This is a genomic window from Pseudomonas eucalypticola (assembly GCF_013374995.1).
GTDB lineage: Bacteria > Pseudomonadota > Gammaproteobacteria > Pseudomonadales > Pseudomonadaceae > Aquipseudomonas > Aquipseudomonas eucalypticola.
Map to the genome: position 1 here is coordinate 6,187,427 of NZ_CP056030.1, position 16,226 is coordinate 6,203,652.

Here is a 16,226-nt window from a genome sequence, read left to right on the forward strand (position 1 = left end):
GACCGCGGCCCATTTGCCGCCATGCCTTGAAGGAGATTTGCCATGCGCCTGTTCAACGGATCTGAACTCTCGCCGCCCAGCCTGCCACAATGCCCCCACGGCATAGGCGTGCACGCCGCAGGGCACCTGAGCGCCACCATCGGCCCCTACCCCGCCATGAACGACGGCGACCTGGTCGAACTGTTCTGCAACGATGCCTTTGTCTGCGCCCGCTCGGCCATGGCCGGTCAGGTACTGCGCTTGCCGCTGCCACCCAGCTTCATCGAGGACGGCGAGGCGCACCTGCATTACCGCGTGCTGCGGGTGGGCCACCGCGCGCAGAAGTCACCCAGCCTGCGTGTACCGGTAAAACTGCTGTGCCCCGGCGCCCCATTGGCGCACGACCCGGAGAACCCGTTCCTCGCCCCCCTGCACCTGCCCGAGCGAATACTGCGCGAAGGTCTGTGCCTGAACCGCATCAAGCGCGGCATGGCATTCACCATCGCCCCCTGGCTGAACATGGCCGCCGAGGACCGCGTGACCCTGCGCTGGGGCGACTTGCGCCTGGACCTGCCTGCCCTGCTGCCGGGCCAGGTCGGCCTGCCCGTGAATGGCCGAATCCCCAAGGCGCTGATCCGCGAAGCCGGGCTGGATGATCATCAGGAAGCCACCTATTGCGTCCTCGATCGGGTCGGCAACCCGTCTGGCTGGGCCCCCGCCAGGCAGGTACGCGTGCACCGCGACTCAGCTTCTATTGATATTCCCAAACGTTAGTATATTTAAAATTTATACACGATTAGGGTATATGAACCGGACCACCGGACCAGCGCATTTTCCGCCGCGACAACGCGGCGCTATTCATGACGTGAGGACGGTATGGTCAGCAACAACGATATCCAGTCGGATCTGGACACCCCTCCACCACTGCTGTCCGCCCACGTGCTGGGCAGCGACGCCGAGGCCCTGGCGGCCGCCCGTGACCTGGCCGCCCTTGCCAAGACCGGCGCCGCCACACGCGACCGTGAACGGCAATTGCCCTGGGCCGAACTCGAACAATTCAGCCGCAGCGGCCTGGGCAGTATTTCCATTCCCCGCCGCTTCGGCGGGCCACAACTTTCATTCGTCACCATCGCCGACGTGTTCCGCATCATCTCCGCTGCCGACCCGGCGCTGGGGCAAATTCCGCAGAACCAGTTCGGCCTGCTGCACACGCTGGCCGGCGTAGCCACCGAAGCTCAGCAACAGCAGCTGTTCGGTTCGGTGCTGCAAGGCGCACGCATCGGCAACGCGGGCCCGGAAAAAGGCACGCGCAACACCCTGGAAATCAAGGCACGCATCACTCGTCAGGGCGACGGCTATGTCATCAACGGGCAGAAGTTCTACTCCACCGGCGCCCTGTTCGCTCATTGGGTGGCAGTGAAAGCCTTGGACGAGGATGGCCGCCAAGTGCTCGCCTTCGTGCCCCGAGGCAGCGCTGGCTTGCGCATCGTCGACGACTGGTCCGGTTTCGGCCAGCGCACCACTGCCAGCGGCACCGTGTTGCTGGACAACGTGCCCGTAGCCGCGGAACTGGTTGTGCACACCTGGCGCGCCGCTGATACCCCGAGCCTGCAGGGCGCCGTCTCGCAGTTGATCCAGGCCGCCATCGATGCTGGCATTGCCGAAGGCGCCATCGACGACGCCATCGCGTTCGTCCGCGAGCGGGCGCGCCCCTGGGTCGACGCCAACGTTGAACGCGCCAGCGACGACCTGTACGTGATCGCCGACGTCGGCCGCCTCAAGCTCGAGCTGCATGCTGCCCAGGCCCTGCTGCGCAAGGCCGGCCAGGTGCTGGACCGGATCAGCACCGGGGTCATCGACGCCGACGCTGCCGCCAGTGCTTCCATCACCGTGGCCGAGGCCAAGGTGCTGACCACCGAAATCGCCCTGCTGGCCAGCGAGAAGCTGCTGGAACTGGCCGGCAGCCGCGCCACCCTTGCCGAATTCAACCTGGACCGCCATTGGCGCAACGCCCGGGTGCATACCCTGCACGACCCGGTGCGCTGGAAATATCACGCCGTGGGCGCCTACCACCTGAACGGCAGCCGCCCTGCACGCCATTCCTGGATTTGACCAGACCACTGGAGAACGCAATGAACGCATTCACCCCCAACCTGGGGCCGGTGGCCCTTATCCAGTCCGATGACCAGGCACTGGACGTGGCCCGCGCGCTGGCCGAAACGCTACGCCCGGACAGCATCGCACGCGACCGCGAGCGGCGCCTGCCCCACGACGAACTGGCACAGTTCAGCCGCTCGGGCCTGTGGGGCATCAGTGTGCCGAAAGCCTTTGGCGGCGCTGGCGTGTCCAACGTCACCCTGGCCCAGGTCGTGGCCCTGGTTGCCCAGGCCGATGCCTCGCTGGGGCAGATCCCGCAAAACCACTATTACGCCCTGGAAGTGCTGCGGGTCAACGGCTCCCCTGAACAGCAGCAGCGCCTGTACGCCGAGGTGCTGGCCGGGCAGCGGTTCGGCAATGCCCTGGCGGAACTGGGCACCAGGACCGCCCACGACCGCACTACACGCCTGAGCCGTGACGGCGATGGCTACCGCGTCATTGGCCGCAAGTTCTACGCCACCGGCGCCCTGTATGCCCAGCGCATCCCCACCTCGGTGGTGGACGAGCAAGGAATGCAGCAACTGGCCTTCGTGCCCAGGGCGAGCGAGGGCCTGGAGGTGATCGACGACTGGAGTGGCTTCGGCCAGCGCACCACGGGCAGCGGTTCGGTGGTGTTCGACAATGTCTACGTGGAAGCCCGCGACGTGGTTCCCTTCCAGACCGCCTTCGAGCGCCCGACCCCGGTGGGCCCGCTGGCGCAGATACTTCATGCCGCCATCGACACCGGCATCGCCCGTGCGGCTTACGAGGACGCCTTGCACTTCGTGCGCACCCGCACTCGGCCGTGGATCGACTCCGGCATCGAGAAAGCCGTGGACGACCCGTTGAGCCTGAAGACCATCGGCTACCTGGCCATCCGCCTGCATGCCGCCGAAGCCCTGCTGGAGCGTGCCGGTGAGTACCTGGACCGCGCCCAGGCCCAGAGCACCGCCGACAGTGTGGCGGCCGCCTCCATCGCCGTGGCCGAAGCCCGCGCCATCAGCACCGAGATTTCGCTAGCCGCCGGTTCCACCTTGTTCGAGTTGGCCGGCAGCCAGGCCACCCTCGCCGAGCATGGCCTGGACCGCCACTGGCGCAATGCCCGGGTGCACACCCTGCACGACCCGGTGCGCTGGAAGTACCACGCCATCGGCAACTACTACCTCAACGACGAAAAGCCGCCGCTGCGGGGGACCATCTGATGACCGCGAAGAAAATCCTGCTCAATGCCTTCAACATGAACTGCATCGGGCACATCAACCACGGCCTGTGGACTCACCCGCGCGACACCTCCACCCAGTACAAGACCCTCGAGTACTGGACCGAGCTGGCCCAGACCCTGGAACGTGGCCTGTTCGACGGCCTGTTCATCGCCGATATCGTCGGTGTGTACGACGTCTACCAGAACAGCATCGACGTGCCGTTGCGCGAGTCCATCCAGTTGCCGGTCAACGACCCGCTGCTGCTGGTCTCGGCCATGGCCGCGGTGACCAGGCAACTGGGGTTCGGCCTGACGGCCAACCTCACCTATGAACCGCCCTATCTGTTTGCCCGACGCATGTCGACCCTTGACCACCTGAGCCGCGGCCGGGTGGGCTGGAATATCGTTACCGGCTACCTGGACAGCGCCGCCAAGGCCATGGGCCTGGATGAGCAGGTGGAGCACGACCGCCGCTACGACCAGGCCGACGAGTACCTGCAAGTGCTGTACAAGTTGTGGGAAGGCAGCTGGACCGACGATGCGGTGGCCAACGACCCGGCTCGGCGGGTATACGCAGAGCCGGGCAAGGTCCGCAAGGTTCGCCACCAGGGCGAGTTCTACCAGGTGGAGGGGTACCACCTGTGCGAGCCTTCGCCCCAGCGCACACCCGTGCTGTTCCAGGCAGGCGCATCGGACCGCGGTCTGCTGTTCGCCGGTCGCCATGCCGAGTGCGTGTTCATCAGCGGCCAGAACAAGGCCAGCACCCGCGCCCAGGTCGACAAGGTACGCGCCAGCGCCGTGGCCGCCGGGCGCCAGGCCGAGGACGTGAAGGTGTTCATGGGCCTGACGGTGATCGTCGCCGCCACCGAAGAAGCGGCTCGCGCCAAGCATGCCGAGTACCTGGCATACGCCAGTGCCGAAGCCGGTGTCGCGCATTTCGCCAGTTCCACAGCCATCGACTTCGCCCAATACGAGCTGGACGAGCCCATTCAGTACGTGAAAAGCAACGCCATTCAATCGGCCACCAAGCACTTGCAGAACAACGACTGGACCCGCCGCAAGCTGCTCGACCAGCACGCCCTGGGCGGGCGCTACATCACCCTGGTGGGCTCACCGCAGCAGGTGGCGGACGAACTGATCGCCTGGCTCGACGAGACCGGCCTGGACGGCTTCAACCTGGCGCGCACCGTGACCCCGGAAAGCTATGTGGACTTCATCGACCTGGTGGTGCCGGAGCTGCAGCGCCGTGGGCGCTACAAGACCGAATACGCCGACGGACCACTGCGCCAGAAGCTGTTCGAGCAAGGCGCGCGACTACCCCAGCGCCACATCGCCAACGAATTCAGACACCTGACCGCCTGACCCGGGCGCGGAACGCAACGCCGCGGTATGCCAGGTATCGCGCGCTGCCTGGCCCCACACGGAACCAGGCCAAACCGTATCGCATTGGAACGAACACCATGAAAAAGATCGCCACCTTACTGCTCACCCTGGGCCTGGCCACCGGCCTGGCCCAGGCCGCCGACGCGCCGCTGAAAGTCGGCACCACCGCCGCCTTCGCCATTCCCCTGGAAGCCGCGGTGTCCGAAGCCGACAAACAGGGCTTGAAAGTCCAGTTGGTGGAATTCACCGACTGGATCGCCCCCAACGTCAGCCTCGCCGCCGGTGACATCGACGTGAACTACTTCCAGCACATTCCCTTCCTGGAAAACGCCAAGGCCGCGGCCGGTTTCGACCTGGTGCCCTACGCCCCGGGCATCATCAACAACGTGGGCCTCTACTCGAAAAAGTACAAAAGCTTCGCCGAGCTGCCTGACGGTGCCACCGTGGCCATCGCCAACGACCCCATCAACAGCGGCCGTGGCCTGCAGTTGCTGGCCAAGGCTGGGCTCATCACCCTCAAACCGGGGGTGGGCTACAAGGCCACCGAAGACGATATCACCGCCAACCCCAAGCACCTGAAACTGCTGCAGGTGGAAGCCGTGCAACTGGTGCGCGCCTACGACGATGCCGACCTGGTGCAGGGTTACCCCGCCTACATCCGCCTAGCCAAGACCTTTGACGCCGAGTCGGCGTTGCTGTTCGACGGCGTCGACCACCCCGAATACGTGATCCAGTTCGTGATTCAACCCAAGAGCAAGGATGACCCGCGCCTCGCCAAGTTCATTGATATCTACCAGCACTCGCCCGTGGTGCGTGCAGCCCTGGACAAGACCTATGGCAAGCTCTACCAGACCGGCTGGGGGAGTTGACCATGAGCCAAGCCCAGCGCCTGCCTGACACTGCGCCTGCACCCCCGACCAACGCCGAACGCACGCAACTGCACCCTGAACTGGCCAACGCCCAGGTGCGCTTCATCGGTGTGGGCAAGACCTACCAGGGCCAGGAGGGGCCCGTGCAGGCCCTGCACGGCATTGACCTGAGCGTCCAGCGCGGCGAGATTTTCGGCATCATTGGCCGCAGTGGCGCGGGCAAGTCGTCGCTGATACGCACCATCAACCGCCTGGAACAACCCACCAACGGCCGGGTGCTGATCGACCAGGTGGACATCGGCGATTTCGACGAAGACCGCCTGGTGCAACTGCGCCGACGCATCGGCATGATCTTCCAGCATTTCAACCTGATGTCTGCCAAGACCGTGTGGCAGAACGTCGAGTTGCCGTTGAGGGTAGCCGGCGTGGAACAGGGTGCCCGGCATCGCAAGGTCACCGAATTGCTCGAACTGGTCGGCCTGGCCGACAAGCACCACGTCTACCCGGCGCAGTTGTCCGGCGGGCAGAAACAGCGGGTGGGCATTGCCCGGGCGCTGGTGCACGACCCACAGATTCTGCTGTGCGATGAGGCGACTTCCGCACTGGACCCGGAAACCACCGAATCGATCCTGGCGCTGTTGCGCGACATCAACCGGCGCCTGGGCCTGACCGTTATCCTCATTACCCATGAAATGGCGGTGATCCGCGATATCTGTGACCGCGTGGTCGTGCTGGAAAAAGGCCAGGTGGTGGAACAAGGGCCCGTGTGGCAGGTGTTCGGCGACCCCCGCCATGACGTCAGCAAGACCCTGCTGGCGCCGCTGCAGCACGGGGTGCCGGCCGAACTGCAGACGCGCCTGCGGCCACATCCCGCTTCACCGGCTGACGCGCTGGTACTGGGCTTGCGCCTGAACGGTACGGCGGGCGAAGAGCCTGACCTGTCTGCCCTGTTCCACAGCCTGGGTGGGCGGGTAAGCCTGTTGCAGGGCGGCGTGGAGCGTATTCAGGGCCGTGCCCTGGGACAACTGGTGATTGCCGTGGCGCACTCGCCGCTGGCACGCGAACAACTGGTGGAACGCGCGGCCCTGTGGGCCGACCGTGTGGAGGTGCTGGGCTATGTGGGCTGAACGACTCTTGCAGGGCACCCTGGACACCCTGCTGATGGTGGGCGTGTCATCGCTGATCGCCTTGCTGCTGGGCATTCCCCTGGCGGTTATCCTGGTGACCAGCGGCAAGGGCGGCATCTACCAGGCACCCACGCTGAATCGCCTGCTGGGGGCCTTCGTCAACCTGTTCCGCTCGGTACCCTTCCTGATCCTGATGGTGGCGCTGATTCCCTTCACCCGCCTGATCGTCGGTACCACCTACGGCGTGTGGGCTGCCGTGGTACCGCTGACCATTGCCGCCACGCCATTTTTCGCGCGCATTGCCGAGGTGAGCCTGCGCGAGGTCGACCACGGGCTGATCGAAGCGGCCCAGGCCATGGGCTGCCGACGCTGGCACATCATCTGGCATGTGCTGCTGCCTGAAGCGCGGCCAGGCATCGTCGGCGGTTTCACCATCACCCTGGTGACCATGATCAACTCTTCGGCCATGGCCGGCGCCATCGGGGCCGGTGGGCTGGGGGACATTGCCTACCGCTACGGCTACCAGCGGTTCGACAGCCAGATCATGCTCACGGTGATCGTGTTGCTGGTGGTGCTGGTGGCGTTCATCCAGTTTGGCGGTGATCGGCTGGCCAAGGTGTTGAACAAGCGCTGAGGTATCATCGCGGCAACACCCTCACCTGGCGAACCGCGATGACCCTCGACCCCAAAGCCCTGCAGCAGATCACCGACGTCACGCTGGGCAATTACAACCAGACTGCCGAGCGCTTTCGTGAAGGCACGCGCGACCATGATGTGAGCCAGAACATCGAGGCTTTGCTGCGGCATATCCAGGTGCCGGCACCTGCGCGGATACTCGACTTCGGCTGCGGCCCAGGGCGCGACCTGCGCACCTTCACCGCGCTGGGCCACACGGCCACGGGCCTGGACGGCAGCGAGCGCTTCGCCGAAATGGCGCGCGCCGACAGCGGTTGCGAGGTGTGGCAGCAGAACTTCCTGGCCCTGGACCTGCCTACCGAGCACTTCGACGGTATCTTCGCCAACGCCGTGCTGTTTCACATTCCGACCCAGGAACTTCCCCGCGTGCTGCGCCAGTTGCACGCCACGCTCAAACCAGGCGGTGTGCTGTTCAGTTCCAACCCCCGGGGTGAGAACCAGGAGGGCTGGAACGGGCCACGCTACGGCGCCTACCACGACCTGGACACCTGGCGGCGGGTGCTGGCCGAGGCGGGCTTCGTGGAGCTGGAGCATTATTACCGCCCCGCGGGGCTGCCCCGTGAACAGCAGCCGTGGCTGGCGAGCGTCTGGCGCAAGGCGTAAGCCCGCGCCTCGCCGTGTAATCAGGCCTTGCGCGGTTCCTTGATCTTGTACCAAGCCACATAGAGCGCTGGCAGGAACAGCAGGGTCAGCAGCGTGGCGCTGATGATGCCACCGATCATCGCATACGCCATGGGGCCCCAGAACACTTCGCGGGCGATGGGGATCATGCCCAGGCTCGCCGCCGCAGCGGTCAGCAGGATCGGCCGGCGACGGTGCTGGGTCGCCTCCAACACCGCATCCCACGGCTCATACCCATCACGCTCGAAGGCATCGATCTGGGTCACCAGAATCACCGAGTTGCGGATGATGATGCCGATCAACGCCAGAATCCCCAGGATCGCCACGAAGCCCATGGGCGTGCCCGTCGGCACCAGCGCCACCACCACGCCGATCAACCCCAGCGGCGCGACGCTGGCCACCAGGAACATCTTCTGCACGCTGTGCAGCTGGATCATCAGGAAAGTCGCCATCAGAAACAGCATCAATGGCACCACCCGGGCGATCGGCCCCTGGGCCTTGCCGCTCTCCTCCACGGTGCCGCCGGTGGCCACCTTGTAACCGGTGGGTAAGCCTCCGGCGAACTTCTCGATGGTGGGCTTGAGCTGAGTGACCAGGTCGGTGGGCTGGATCTGGTCGCGCACCGCGGCCTTGATGGTAATGGTGGGCAGGCGATCGCGGCGCCATACCAGCGGCTGCTCCAGCTCGTAGCGCACGGTAGCGAAGGCCAGCAACGGGATGGAAACCCCGCTGGGGGTGACGATCTGCAGGTTCTGCAGGGTCTCGGGCGAATCACGCTCGACGTTCTCGGCCCGGCCCACCACGTTGATCAGGTAGATATCGTCGTTCACCTGGGTAACCGCCGTGCCGCTGACGATGGTGTTCATCAGCTTGGCCACGTCTTCGGAGGACAGCCCCAGCTGCCGCGCCTTGTCCTGCGCGATGTCGATGCGCAGTACCTTGCCCGGCTCGTTCCAGTCGTAAATGATCTCGCCGATATGCGGGTTCTGGTCCAGCAGGGTGGCCAGGTCGATGGCGTGCTTGCGCACCTGGTCGATGTCCTTGCCGCTGACCCGGTACTGGATGGGCCGGCCCACTGGCGGGCCCATCTCCAGGGTTTGCACGTAGCTGCCGATGCCGACGAAATCCTCGCGCAGGCGTTTGCGTAACCGGTCCATCAGCGCGGCGCGTTGTTCCAGGCTCTTGCTGACGATCACCAACTGGGCGTAGTAAGGGTTTTCCAGCTGCTGGTCCAGGGGCAGGTAGAAACGGATCGCGCCCTGGCCGATGTAGGTGCTCCAGCGCGCGATGTCCGGATCGTCCTTGAGCGTGGCTTCCAGCTTGTCGACCGCCTTGCGGGTCTCGTTGATGGAAGCGTTCTGCGGCAGGTTGAGCTCCAGCAGTACTTCAGGCCGGTCGGAAGACGGAAAGAACTGGTTCTGCACAAAGCGCATGCAGAACACTGCCAGCAGGAACAGCCCCACGGTGATCAGGATCGTCAGCCAGCGATGGCGCATGGCCCACAGCAGCCCGCCGTTGAAGGCCCGGCCGATACGTCCGGGCTCATCGGAGTGCGGCTTCACGTTAGTGCTGAGGATATGCACACCCAGCACCGGCGCGAACAGCACCGCCACGCCCCAGGACACCAGCATGGCCACGGCAATCACGGCGAACAGGGTAAAGGTGTACTCACCCGCAGAGCTGGCATTGAGGCCAATGGGCACGAAACCGGCGACGGTCACCAGGGTGCCGGTGAGCATCGGGAACGCGGTGGAGGTATAGGCGAAGGTGGCCGCCTGCTCTTTGGTCTCGCCCTTCTCGAGGCGGGTGACCATCATCTCCACGGTGATCATCGCATCGTCCACCAGCAGACCCAAGGCGATGATCAACGCGCCCAGAGAGATACGCTGCATGGTGATGCCGCTGTATTCCATGAACACGAAGACCATGGCCAGCACCAGCGGAATGGAACAGGCCACTACCAGCCCGGCACGCACGCCCAGGCTGATGAAGCTGACCACCAGCACGATGATCACGGCCTCGAACAATGCGCTGGTGAAGCCGCCCACGGCCTCTTCTACCACCTGCGCCTGGTCGGACACGTTGTGTATGCCCACGCCTACCGGCAGGTCGGCGGTAATTTCGGTGATGCGCTGGTGCAGCGCCTTGCCGAAGGTCTGGATGTTGCCACCGTCACGCATGGCGATAGCCAGGCCGATGGCCGGCTGGCCGTTGTAGCGGAACATGGGCGTGGGCGGGTCGCTGTAGCCACGCTGGATATCGGCCACGTCGGCCAGCCGGTAGAACCGGTCGTTCAAGCGCAGGTTGACCGCGGCGAGGTCTTTTTCCGAGGCGAACTGGCCGCTGGTGCGTACCGAGATTCGCTCGGGCCCCGCTTCGATCACCCCGGCAGGGGTCACGGCGTTCTGGCTTTGCAGTGCGTCGACCACCTGGCGCTGATCGATGCCCAGGGCCGCCAGCTTGCGGGTCGAGAAGTTCAGGTAGAGCACCTCGTCCTGCTGGCCGATCAACTGGATCTTGCCCAGCCCAGGCACTTGGCGAATTTCGGCGCGGGCCTGTTCCACATAGTCGCGCAGCTGGCGCATGCTCAGGCCATCGGCGGTGAAGGCGTAGATGGAACCGAACACATCGCCGAACTCGTCATTGAACGCAGGCCCCTGGATGCCCTGGGGAAAGCTGCTGCGGATATCGTCGATCTTCTTGCGTACCTGGTACCAGATCTGCGGAATGGCCTTGCCGTTGGTGGTGTCGCGCAGGTACACGAACACGGTGGATTCACCGGGCCGGGTGTAGCTCTTCACGTAGTCCAGCGAATCCAGCTCTTCGAGCTTCTTCTCGATGCGGTCGGTGACCTGCAGCAGGGTTTCGTCCTGGGTTGCGCCCGGCCAGCGAGTCTGGATGACCATGGTCTTGATGGTGAAGCTGGGGTCTTCCTCGCGGCCCAGGTTGAGGTAGGAAAACACCCCCATCAGCAACGCCACGAACATCAGGTACCAGACGAAGGACTGGTGCTTGAGCGCCCAGTCGGACAGGTTGAAGCTTCCTTTCATCGCGTACTGCCCTCGTCCACTTTGACCTTCTGCCCCGGCTTGAGGCTGTTGACGCCGGCGCTGACCACCCGCTCGCCGGCCTTGACCCCCGCGCTCACCACCACCCGGCCATCGGCCCGGCTGAGTACCTGCACCTCGCGAGGGGCCACGGTCTGATTTTGCCTATCGATGACCCAGATGCGGGATTTACCCTCCACCTCCTGGATAGCGCTGAGCGGCAGTTCCACCTTGGGTTCGATGGCCGTGCTCAACGTCACGCTGATGGCGGTTCCCAGGCGAAATGCTGCCGGCGTCTGGGCCAGGGTAAGACGCGCCCGTCGCGTGCGGGTGGCGCTCTCGGCCTGGGGCTCCAGTTCACGCACGGTTGCCGTGGTGCTTATGCTCGGCTCCAGCTGGTCGGCGACGGTGAAGCGCACATCGGGGGGCAGGTTTTCCGCCAGCGACGAAGGCAGGTCGATGACGGCCTCCTTGATGTCCGGGCGGGCAAGGGTCACCACTTCCTGGCCGGCGCTCACCACTTGCCCCGCTTCGACATTCCAATGGGTAACCACCGCATCGTGGTCTACCCGCAGTTCGCTGTAGTTGAGCTGGTCCTTGGCCTGGCTGACCGAGGCCTTGGCCTGGTCCAGCGAGGCGCGGGTGGTCTTGAGGTTGGTCTGGGCCACGTCCAGCTGCGCCTGGGCGCCAACGCCACGGTCGAACAGTTCCTGCTGGCGGCGGGCATCGGCCTGGGCGTTGATCCACTGCGCCTGCACCCGCGCCAGGTCGCCCTGGCTGGAGCGCACCTGGTTCTGCAGGTCGGTGGGGTCGAGGGTGGCCAGCAGGTCGCCGGCTTTCACTTCGCTGCCCACGTCCACCGCCCGGCGGGCAATGCGGCCTGACACACGAAAGCCAAGGGTGCTTTCATAGCGGGCCTGAATGGTTCCGGCGAAGCGGCCCAGCTGCGCAATGTCCTGCGGGCTGATTTGAACCGACAATACCGGGCGTACCGGTTCCGGGGGTGCTTCTTCCTTGGAGCAACCCGCCAGAAGGATGCCCAGGCAGGCCAGTGCAGTGACGCGGTTCATGGCTTGTCCTCGGCATTTTCCTGCGCGGCGATTTCCACCTGCATGTCCGGGTGCAGCAATTGCCCACCCGCCACCACCACTTTCTCGCCGTCGTGCAGACCGTCAGCGATCACGACTTTGCCGGTGAGGTAACGGCTGACCTTGACCTTGCGCAGGTTGGCCTTGCCCTGGTCATCAACCACCCACACGGCCGGGTCGCTGCCCTCCTTGGTCAACGCCGACCACGGAAGCTCGACGCTTGGCCGCGCCGGCCCGGTGAGGGTGCCGCTGACCACCGCCCCCAGGTTCATGCCGGGGGGCAAGGCGTCGAGCGCTACCTTGACCTGCAGCGTGCCGGTCTGGGCGGATACGGCCGGCGTGACCTCGCGGACCTTGCCGCGCGCCTGCACCCGCGGGTCTTCCACCAGGCTGACGGGCACCGGCTGGTCGGTGGGCGGCTGCACGAACAGCGATTCATAAACGTTGAAAACGGCGTCACGCTCGCCATCGCGGGCCAGGCTGAAGATCGGCACGGTGGCCTGCACCACCTGCCCCACTTCGGCCTGGCGCGCAGTGATGATGCCCGGGGCATCAGCCACCAGGTCGGTGTAGCTCAGTTGCTCACGGGCGCTGGCCAGTTGCGCATTGGCGGCCGCCAGTGCGCTTTGGCTACTGCGCAACGCGGCCTGGGCGGAATCGTATTCGCTCTGGCTGGTGTAGCCCTTGGGCAGCAATTTCTGCTGGCGCACGAAGGCAGCCTGGCTCTGGGTGACCCGCGCCTGTTCGGCGAACACCGCGGCCTTGGCCGAGTCGACGTTGGTCTGCAGGTCCTTGGGGTCCAGCTGGGCCAGCACCTGGCGGGCGGTGACGCGGTCACCGACATCGACCATGCGCTTGATGATCTTGCCACCCACGCGGAATGACAACTGGGTTTGCACCCGCGCCTGGATATCCCCGGTAAGGCTCACCGGCGGCGCGAAATCCAGCGCCTGCACAGCCTGCACCCGCACCCGCGGGCGCTGGGGCTCCGCCTGTTTTTCCTGACCACAGCCGGCCAGCGCCGCCGCCAGGCACAGGCCACCGATGAACCACAACCGAACAACCGCCATGCAGGCTCCTTTGCGTGCGTATTCCAGCTCAGAATGGATGCGACTGTGATCGTAGCTCAGGGTTCATTGAATATACAGAGATGATCGGAGATTTTGGCGGCACGATTGCCGCCTGGAAACCGCAGCTCCTGGTCAACAGGAGCGCCTCGGCGACGGTACTTGTTTCGTAGGCAGGATGGATCTTTTCTGCACGTTCGTACTCGAAACCCTCAACCTGCCTACTGCCAAGGATGCCCCATGATGAACAACAAGACCTCGAACCCACCTGCGCCCCAGGATTTCATCAAGCTGCTGGCCGCGTTGCGCCGGGCCGTGGCAGCCCCACGCTAACCGCCAGGCAATAAAAAACGCCGACGCTGTGCAAGCCGTCGGCGTTTTTGCTCGCGCCTTAATCAGAACGCAGGCAATACCGCACCGTTGTACTTCTTGGCGATGAATTCCTTCACCTCCGGGCTGGTCAGGGCCGCGGCCAGTTTCTTGATGGCATCGCTGTCCTTGTTGTCCGGACGGGCAACCAGGTAGTTCACGTAAGGCGAGTCGGCCCCTTCGATCACCAGGGCATCCTTGGCCGGGTTCAGGCCGGCGTCCAGGGCGTAGTTGGTGTTGATCATGTCCAGGTCAACCTGGTCCAGGGCGCGTGGCAGCATGGCCGATTCCAGCTCCTTGAACTTCAGGTGCTTGGGGTTCTCGGCGATGTCTTTCGGGGTAGCCAGGGCGTTTTTCGGGTCTTTCAGGGTGATCAGGCCGGCTTTCTGCAGCAGGATCAGTGCGCGGCCACTGTTGCTGCCTTCGTTCGGGATGGCGACGGTGGCGCCGTCCTTCAGCTCGGACAGCGACTTGACCTTCTTCGAGTAACCGCCAAAGGGTTCGACATGCACGCCGACCACGGTCACCAGGTGGGTACCCTTGCCGTCGTTGAAGTTCTGCAGGTATGGCAGGGTCTGGAAGTAGTTGGCGTCCAGACGCTTCTGGTCAACCTGGACGTTCGGCTGCACGTAATCGGTGAACACTTTGATCTCCAGGTCCACACCTTCCTTTGCCAGGGTTGGTTTGACCAACTCCAAGATCTCGGCGTGGGGAACCGGGGTGGCAGCGACCACCAGCTTTTCGTTAGCGTTGGCAACACCCATGGTCAGGGCGGCGGCCAGGGCAGTGAACAGCAGAGCCTTTTTCATGCATTGTCCTTGATCAATAAGGTGCCAGCGACGTTGTTGGCTGGCTTGGAGGCGGACGATACCGACATTCTTTATGCCAAGACAATATCTTTTACTTCACTGCTTATGCCTTTTTAGCGAGTCCCAGGCCAATGGCCATCTCGGCGCCTGATGCATGGCTCAGCCGTTGGGTTGCGCAAGACGCAATGCGGTCTGCTCCAGCAGGGCCTTCAGGCCTTGAAGGCTTGAGCCAGAGCCTTCGCTGAGCAGCGCTTGAATATTGCGCTCAATCTCCGCCAGCGGCTCGACCAGTGGCGGCAGGTTGAGATGCTCTGGCAGGATCTCTTCGCCGCTGCTGACCAGCAACGCGAAATGAATGACGTTTTCCAATTCGCGGGTGTTGCCTGGCCAGGCATGGCGTTCCAGGACCTGCTGGGCGCTTTCGCTGATCAGCGCGACGGGCAGGTTCAAGCGAACGCTGTAAATGCCCACGAAATATTCGGCCAGCGAGAGGATATCGCCAGGTCGTTCACGCAAGGCTGGCAATTGCAGCTGGCCTTCACTGAGGTAATGGAACAAACGCTCGTTGAACTTGCCGGCGGCCACCGCCTGGGCCAGGTCGATGCTGGTAGCGGCCACCAGGCGCACATCCACCGGGCTGGGTTGCTGTGCACCGACCCGAGTGACTTCGTGGTTTTCCAGCGCCGCCAACAATTTGCTCTGGATGGGCAATGGCAGGTCACCTATCTCATCCAGGTACAGGGTCCCGCCGTTGGCCGAGCCGAACCAGCCCGCACGGCTGCTGACCGACCCGCTGTAGGCACCGGCAGTGTGGCCAAACAGCTCGGCATCGGCGTAGGCCGGGCTGATAGCCCCGCAATTGACCGACACGAACAAGCCGCCGCGGTCACTGGCACGATGGATATGTCGTGCCAGCAGCTCCTTGCCGGTGCCTGTTTCGCCGCGTATGAGTACCGGCAAGGCGCGGCTGGCCAACCGCTCCATGTCCTCGCGCAATTGGCGGGACCGCGGGTCGACGAACACCAATGCCTTGGCACGGATGCTCAGGGGACTTTTGTCGGCTTCGGGAAAGGTCAGCAAGGGCGGACCGAACTGTTCTGGCTGGCTCATGGAAAAACCTTATGCGCGGCGCAAGGCGTGCTGCTCGATTCGGCCCTGCAAGCGGTATAGATAAGCGAAGCCCTGCTCCCAGCGCTGGTGGCCGGACTTGACGTTGATGTGCCCGGCGCCGGTGATCAGCCCGGCTTCACTGCCCCAGTCGCGGGCCATGTCCAGGGCGCGCGGAGCGCTGACGGCCGGGTCGTTGTCGGAACTGACGATTTGGCTGGGGAATGGCAGCAGGTGGCGCGGGATAGGGGCGAAGTTGCGCAGGGCCGGTGAACAGGCTGGCCGCTCGACATCCGCCGGGGCCACCAACAGGGCGCCCAGCACTTTACGCAATGAATCGCGTGGGGCGTGCTCGGCCCAATGGGCAACCGTCACGCAGCCCAGGCTGTGGGCAATCAGGATGACAGGGGTGTCGTCGCTGCTTACCGCCTGCTCCAGCGCTCCGACCCAGGCTTCGCGTTGGGGCGCGAACCAGTCCAGTTGCTCGACCCGCGCACTGTTGGGCAGGCTGTTCTGCCAGTGTGTTTGCCAATGGTCCTCGGGCGAGCCTTGCCAGCCTGGGACTATCAGATAGCGGATCGATTCGCTGCGCATGGAATACGCCTCCTGCATCATTTTGCGTGGGGTTCAGTATAAGGGTCGGTCATATATCCGTTAAGGAATAAGAAGCTATTTGTTAATAACTTATAACCATATAACTGGGACGTTTAAAGCCAGACCCCAACAA

The 16,226-nt window shown here is 64.3% G+C and carries 14 protein-coding genes; 8 read left to right on the forward strand and 6 right to left on the reverse strand.

Going from position 1 to position 16,226, the window contains the following annotated elements; translation table 11 throughout:
• The first annotated feature begins 42 nt into the window (after positions 1 to 42).
• The 8 genes from HWQ56_RS27870 (at position 43) to HWQ56_RS27905 (ending at position 7,994) form a co-directional block, all read left to right on the forward strand.
• The gene (locus HWQ56_RS27870; protein ID WP_176572243.1) at positions 43 to 753 is read left to right on the forward strand and encodes a hypothetical protein; all 711 of its coding nucleotides are present in this window, start codon (positions 43 to 45) and stop codon (positions 751 to 753) included.
• A 102-nt stretch (positions 754 to 855) separates the two neighbouring features.
• Positions 856 to 2,091: an SfnB family sulfur acquisition oxidoreductase gene (locus HWQ56_RS27875; RefSeq protein ID WP_176572244.1), complete on the forward strand. Its 1,236-nt coding sequence runs from the start codon at positions 856 to 858 to the stop codon at positions 2,089 to 2,091.
• Between the two features lie 20 nt (positions 2,092 to 2,111).
• Positions 2,112 to 3,317, forward strand: coding sequence for an SfnB family sulfur acquisition oxidoreductase (locus HWQ56_RS27880; protein ID WP_176572245.1), 1,206 nt, complete (start codon positions 2,112 to 2,114; stop codon positions 3,315 to 3,317).
• The gene (locus tag HWQ56_RS27885; RefSeq protein WP_176572246.1) at positions 3,317 to 4,678 is read left to right on the forward strand and encodes an LLM class flavin-dependent oxidoreductase; all 1,362 of its coding nucleotides are present in this window, start codon (positions 3,317 to 3,319) and stop codon (positions 4,676 to 4,678) included. Before HWQ56_RS27880 ends, HWQ56_RS27885 begins: the two co-directional genes overlap by 1 nt.
• Positions 4,679 to 4,776: 98 nt before the next feature.
• Positions 4,777 to 5,568: a MetQ/NlpA family ABC transporter substrate-binding protein gene (locus HWQ56_RS27890; RefSeq protein WP_158152819.1), complete on the forward strand. Its 792-nt coding sequence runs from the start codon at positions 4,777 to 4,779 to the stop codon at positions 5,566 to 5,568.
• A 2-nt stretch (positions 5,569 to 5,570) separates the two neighbouring features.
• The gene (locus tag HWQ56_RS27895; protein WP_176572247.1) at positions 5,571 to 6,695 is read left to right on the forward strand and encodes a methionine ABC transporter ATP-binding protein; all 1,125 of its coding nucleotides are present in this window, start codon (positions 5,571 to 5,573) and stop codon (positions 6,693 to 6,695) included.
• The gene (locus HWQ56_RS27900; protein ID WP_158152817.1) at positions 6,685 to 7,329 is read left to right on the forward strand and encodes a methionine ABC transporter permease; all 645 of its coding nucleotides are present in this window, start codon (positions 6,685 to 6,687) and stop codon (positions 7,327 to 7,329) included. The genes HWQ56_RS27895 and HWQ56_RS27900 overlap by 11 nt, the downstream gene beginning before the upstream one ends.
• A 38-nt stretch (positions 7,330 to 7,367) precedes the next feature.
• A complete protein-coding gene (locus tag HWQ56_RS27905; RefSeq protein ID WP_158152816.1) occupies positions 7,368 to 7,994 on the forward strand; it encodes a class I SAM-dependent methyltransferase in 627 nt (208 codons plus the stop codon).
• Between the two features lie 20 nt (positions 7,995 to 8,014).
• Here the strand turns inward: HWQ56_RS27905 and HWQ56_RS27910 are convergent, their stop codons facing one another.
• The 6 genes from HWQ56_RS27910 to HWQ56_RS27935 form a co-directional block, all read right to left on the reverse strand.
• Positions 8,015 to 11,062, reverse strand: coding sequence for an efflux RND transporter permease subunit (locus tag HWQ56_RS27910; RefSeq protein ID WP_158152815.1), 3,048 nt, complete (start codon positions 11,060 to 11,062; stop codon positions 8,015 to 8,017).
• Positions 11,059 to 12,129, reverse strand: coding sequence for an efflux RND transporter periplasmic adaptor subunit (locus HWQ56_RS27915; protein WP_158152814.1), 1,071 nt, complete (start codon positions 12,127 to 12,129; stop codon positions 11,059 to 11,061). The genes HWQ56_RS27910 and HWQ56_RS27915 overlap by 4 nt, the downstream gene beginning before the upstream one ends.
• Entirely contained in the window at positions 12,126 to 13,217 is a 1,092-nt protein-coding gene (locus tag HWQ56_RS27920) for an efflux RND transporter periplasmic adaptor subunit (RefSeq protein WP_158152813.1), read from the reverse strand. Before HWQ56_RS27920 ends, HWQ56_RS27915 begins: the two co-directional genes overlap by 4 nt.
• A 392-nt stretch (positions 13,218 to 13,609) precedes the next feature.
• Positions 13,610 to 14,392: a MetQ/NlpA family ABC transporter substrate-binding protein gene (locus HWQ56_RS27925; protein ID WP_176572248.1), complete on the reverse strand. Its 783-nt coding sequence runs from the start codon at positions 14,390 to 14,392 to the stop codon at positions 13,610 to 13,612.
• Positions 14,393 to 14,551: 159 nt separating this feature from the next.
• Positions 14,552 to 15,502 carry a sigma 54-interacting transcriptional regulator gene (locus tag HWQ56_RS27930; RefSeq protein WP_158152811.1) on the reverse strand — a complete coding sequence of 317 codons (951 nt, stop codon included), beginning with the start codon at positions 15,500 to 15,502 and terminating at the stop codon, positions 14,552 to 14,554.
• Positions 15,503 to 15,511: 9 nt separating this feature from the next.
• Positions 15,512 to 16,093 carry an alpha/beta hydrolase gene (locus tag HWQ56_RS27935; protein ID WP_158152810.1) on the reverse strand — a complete coding sequence of 194 codons (582 nt, stop codon included), beginning with the start codon at positions 16,091 to 16,093 and terminating at the stop codon, positions 15,512 to 15,514.
• Between the last annotated feature and the right edge of the window lie 133 nt (positions 16,094 to 16,226).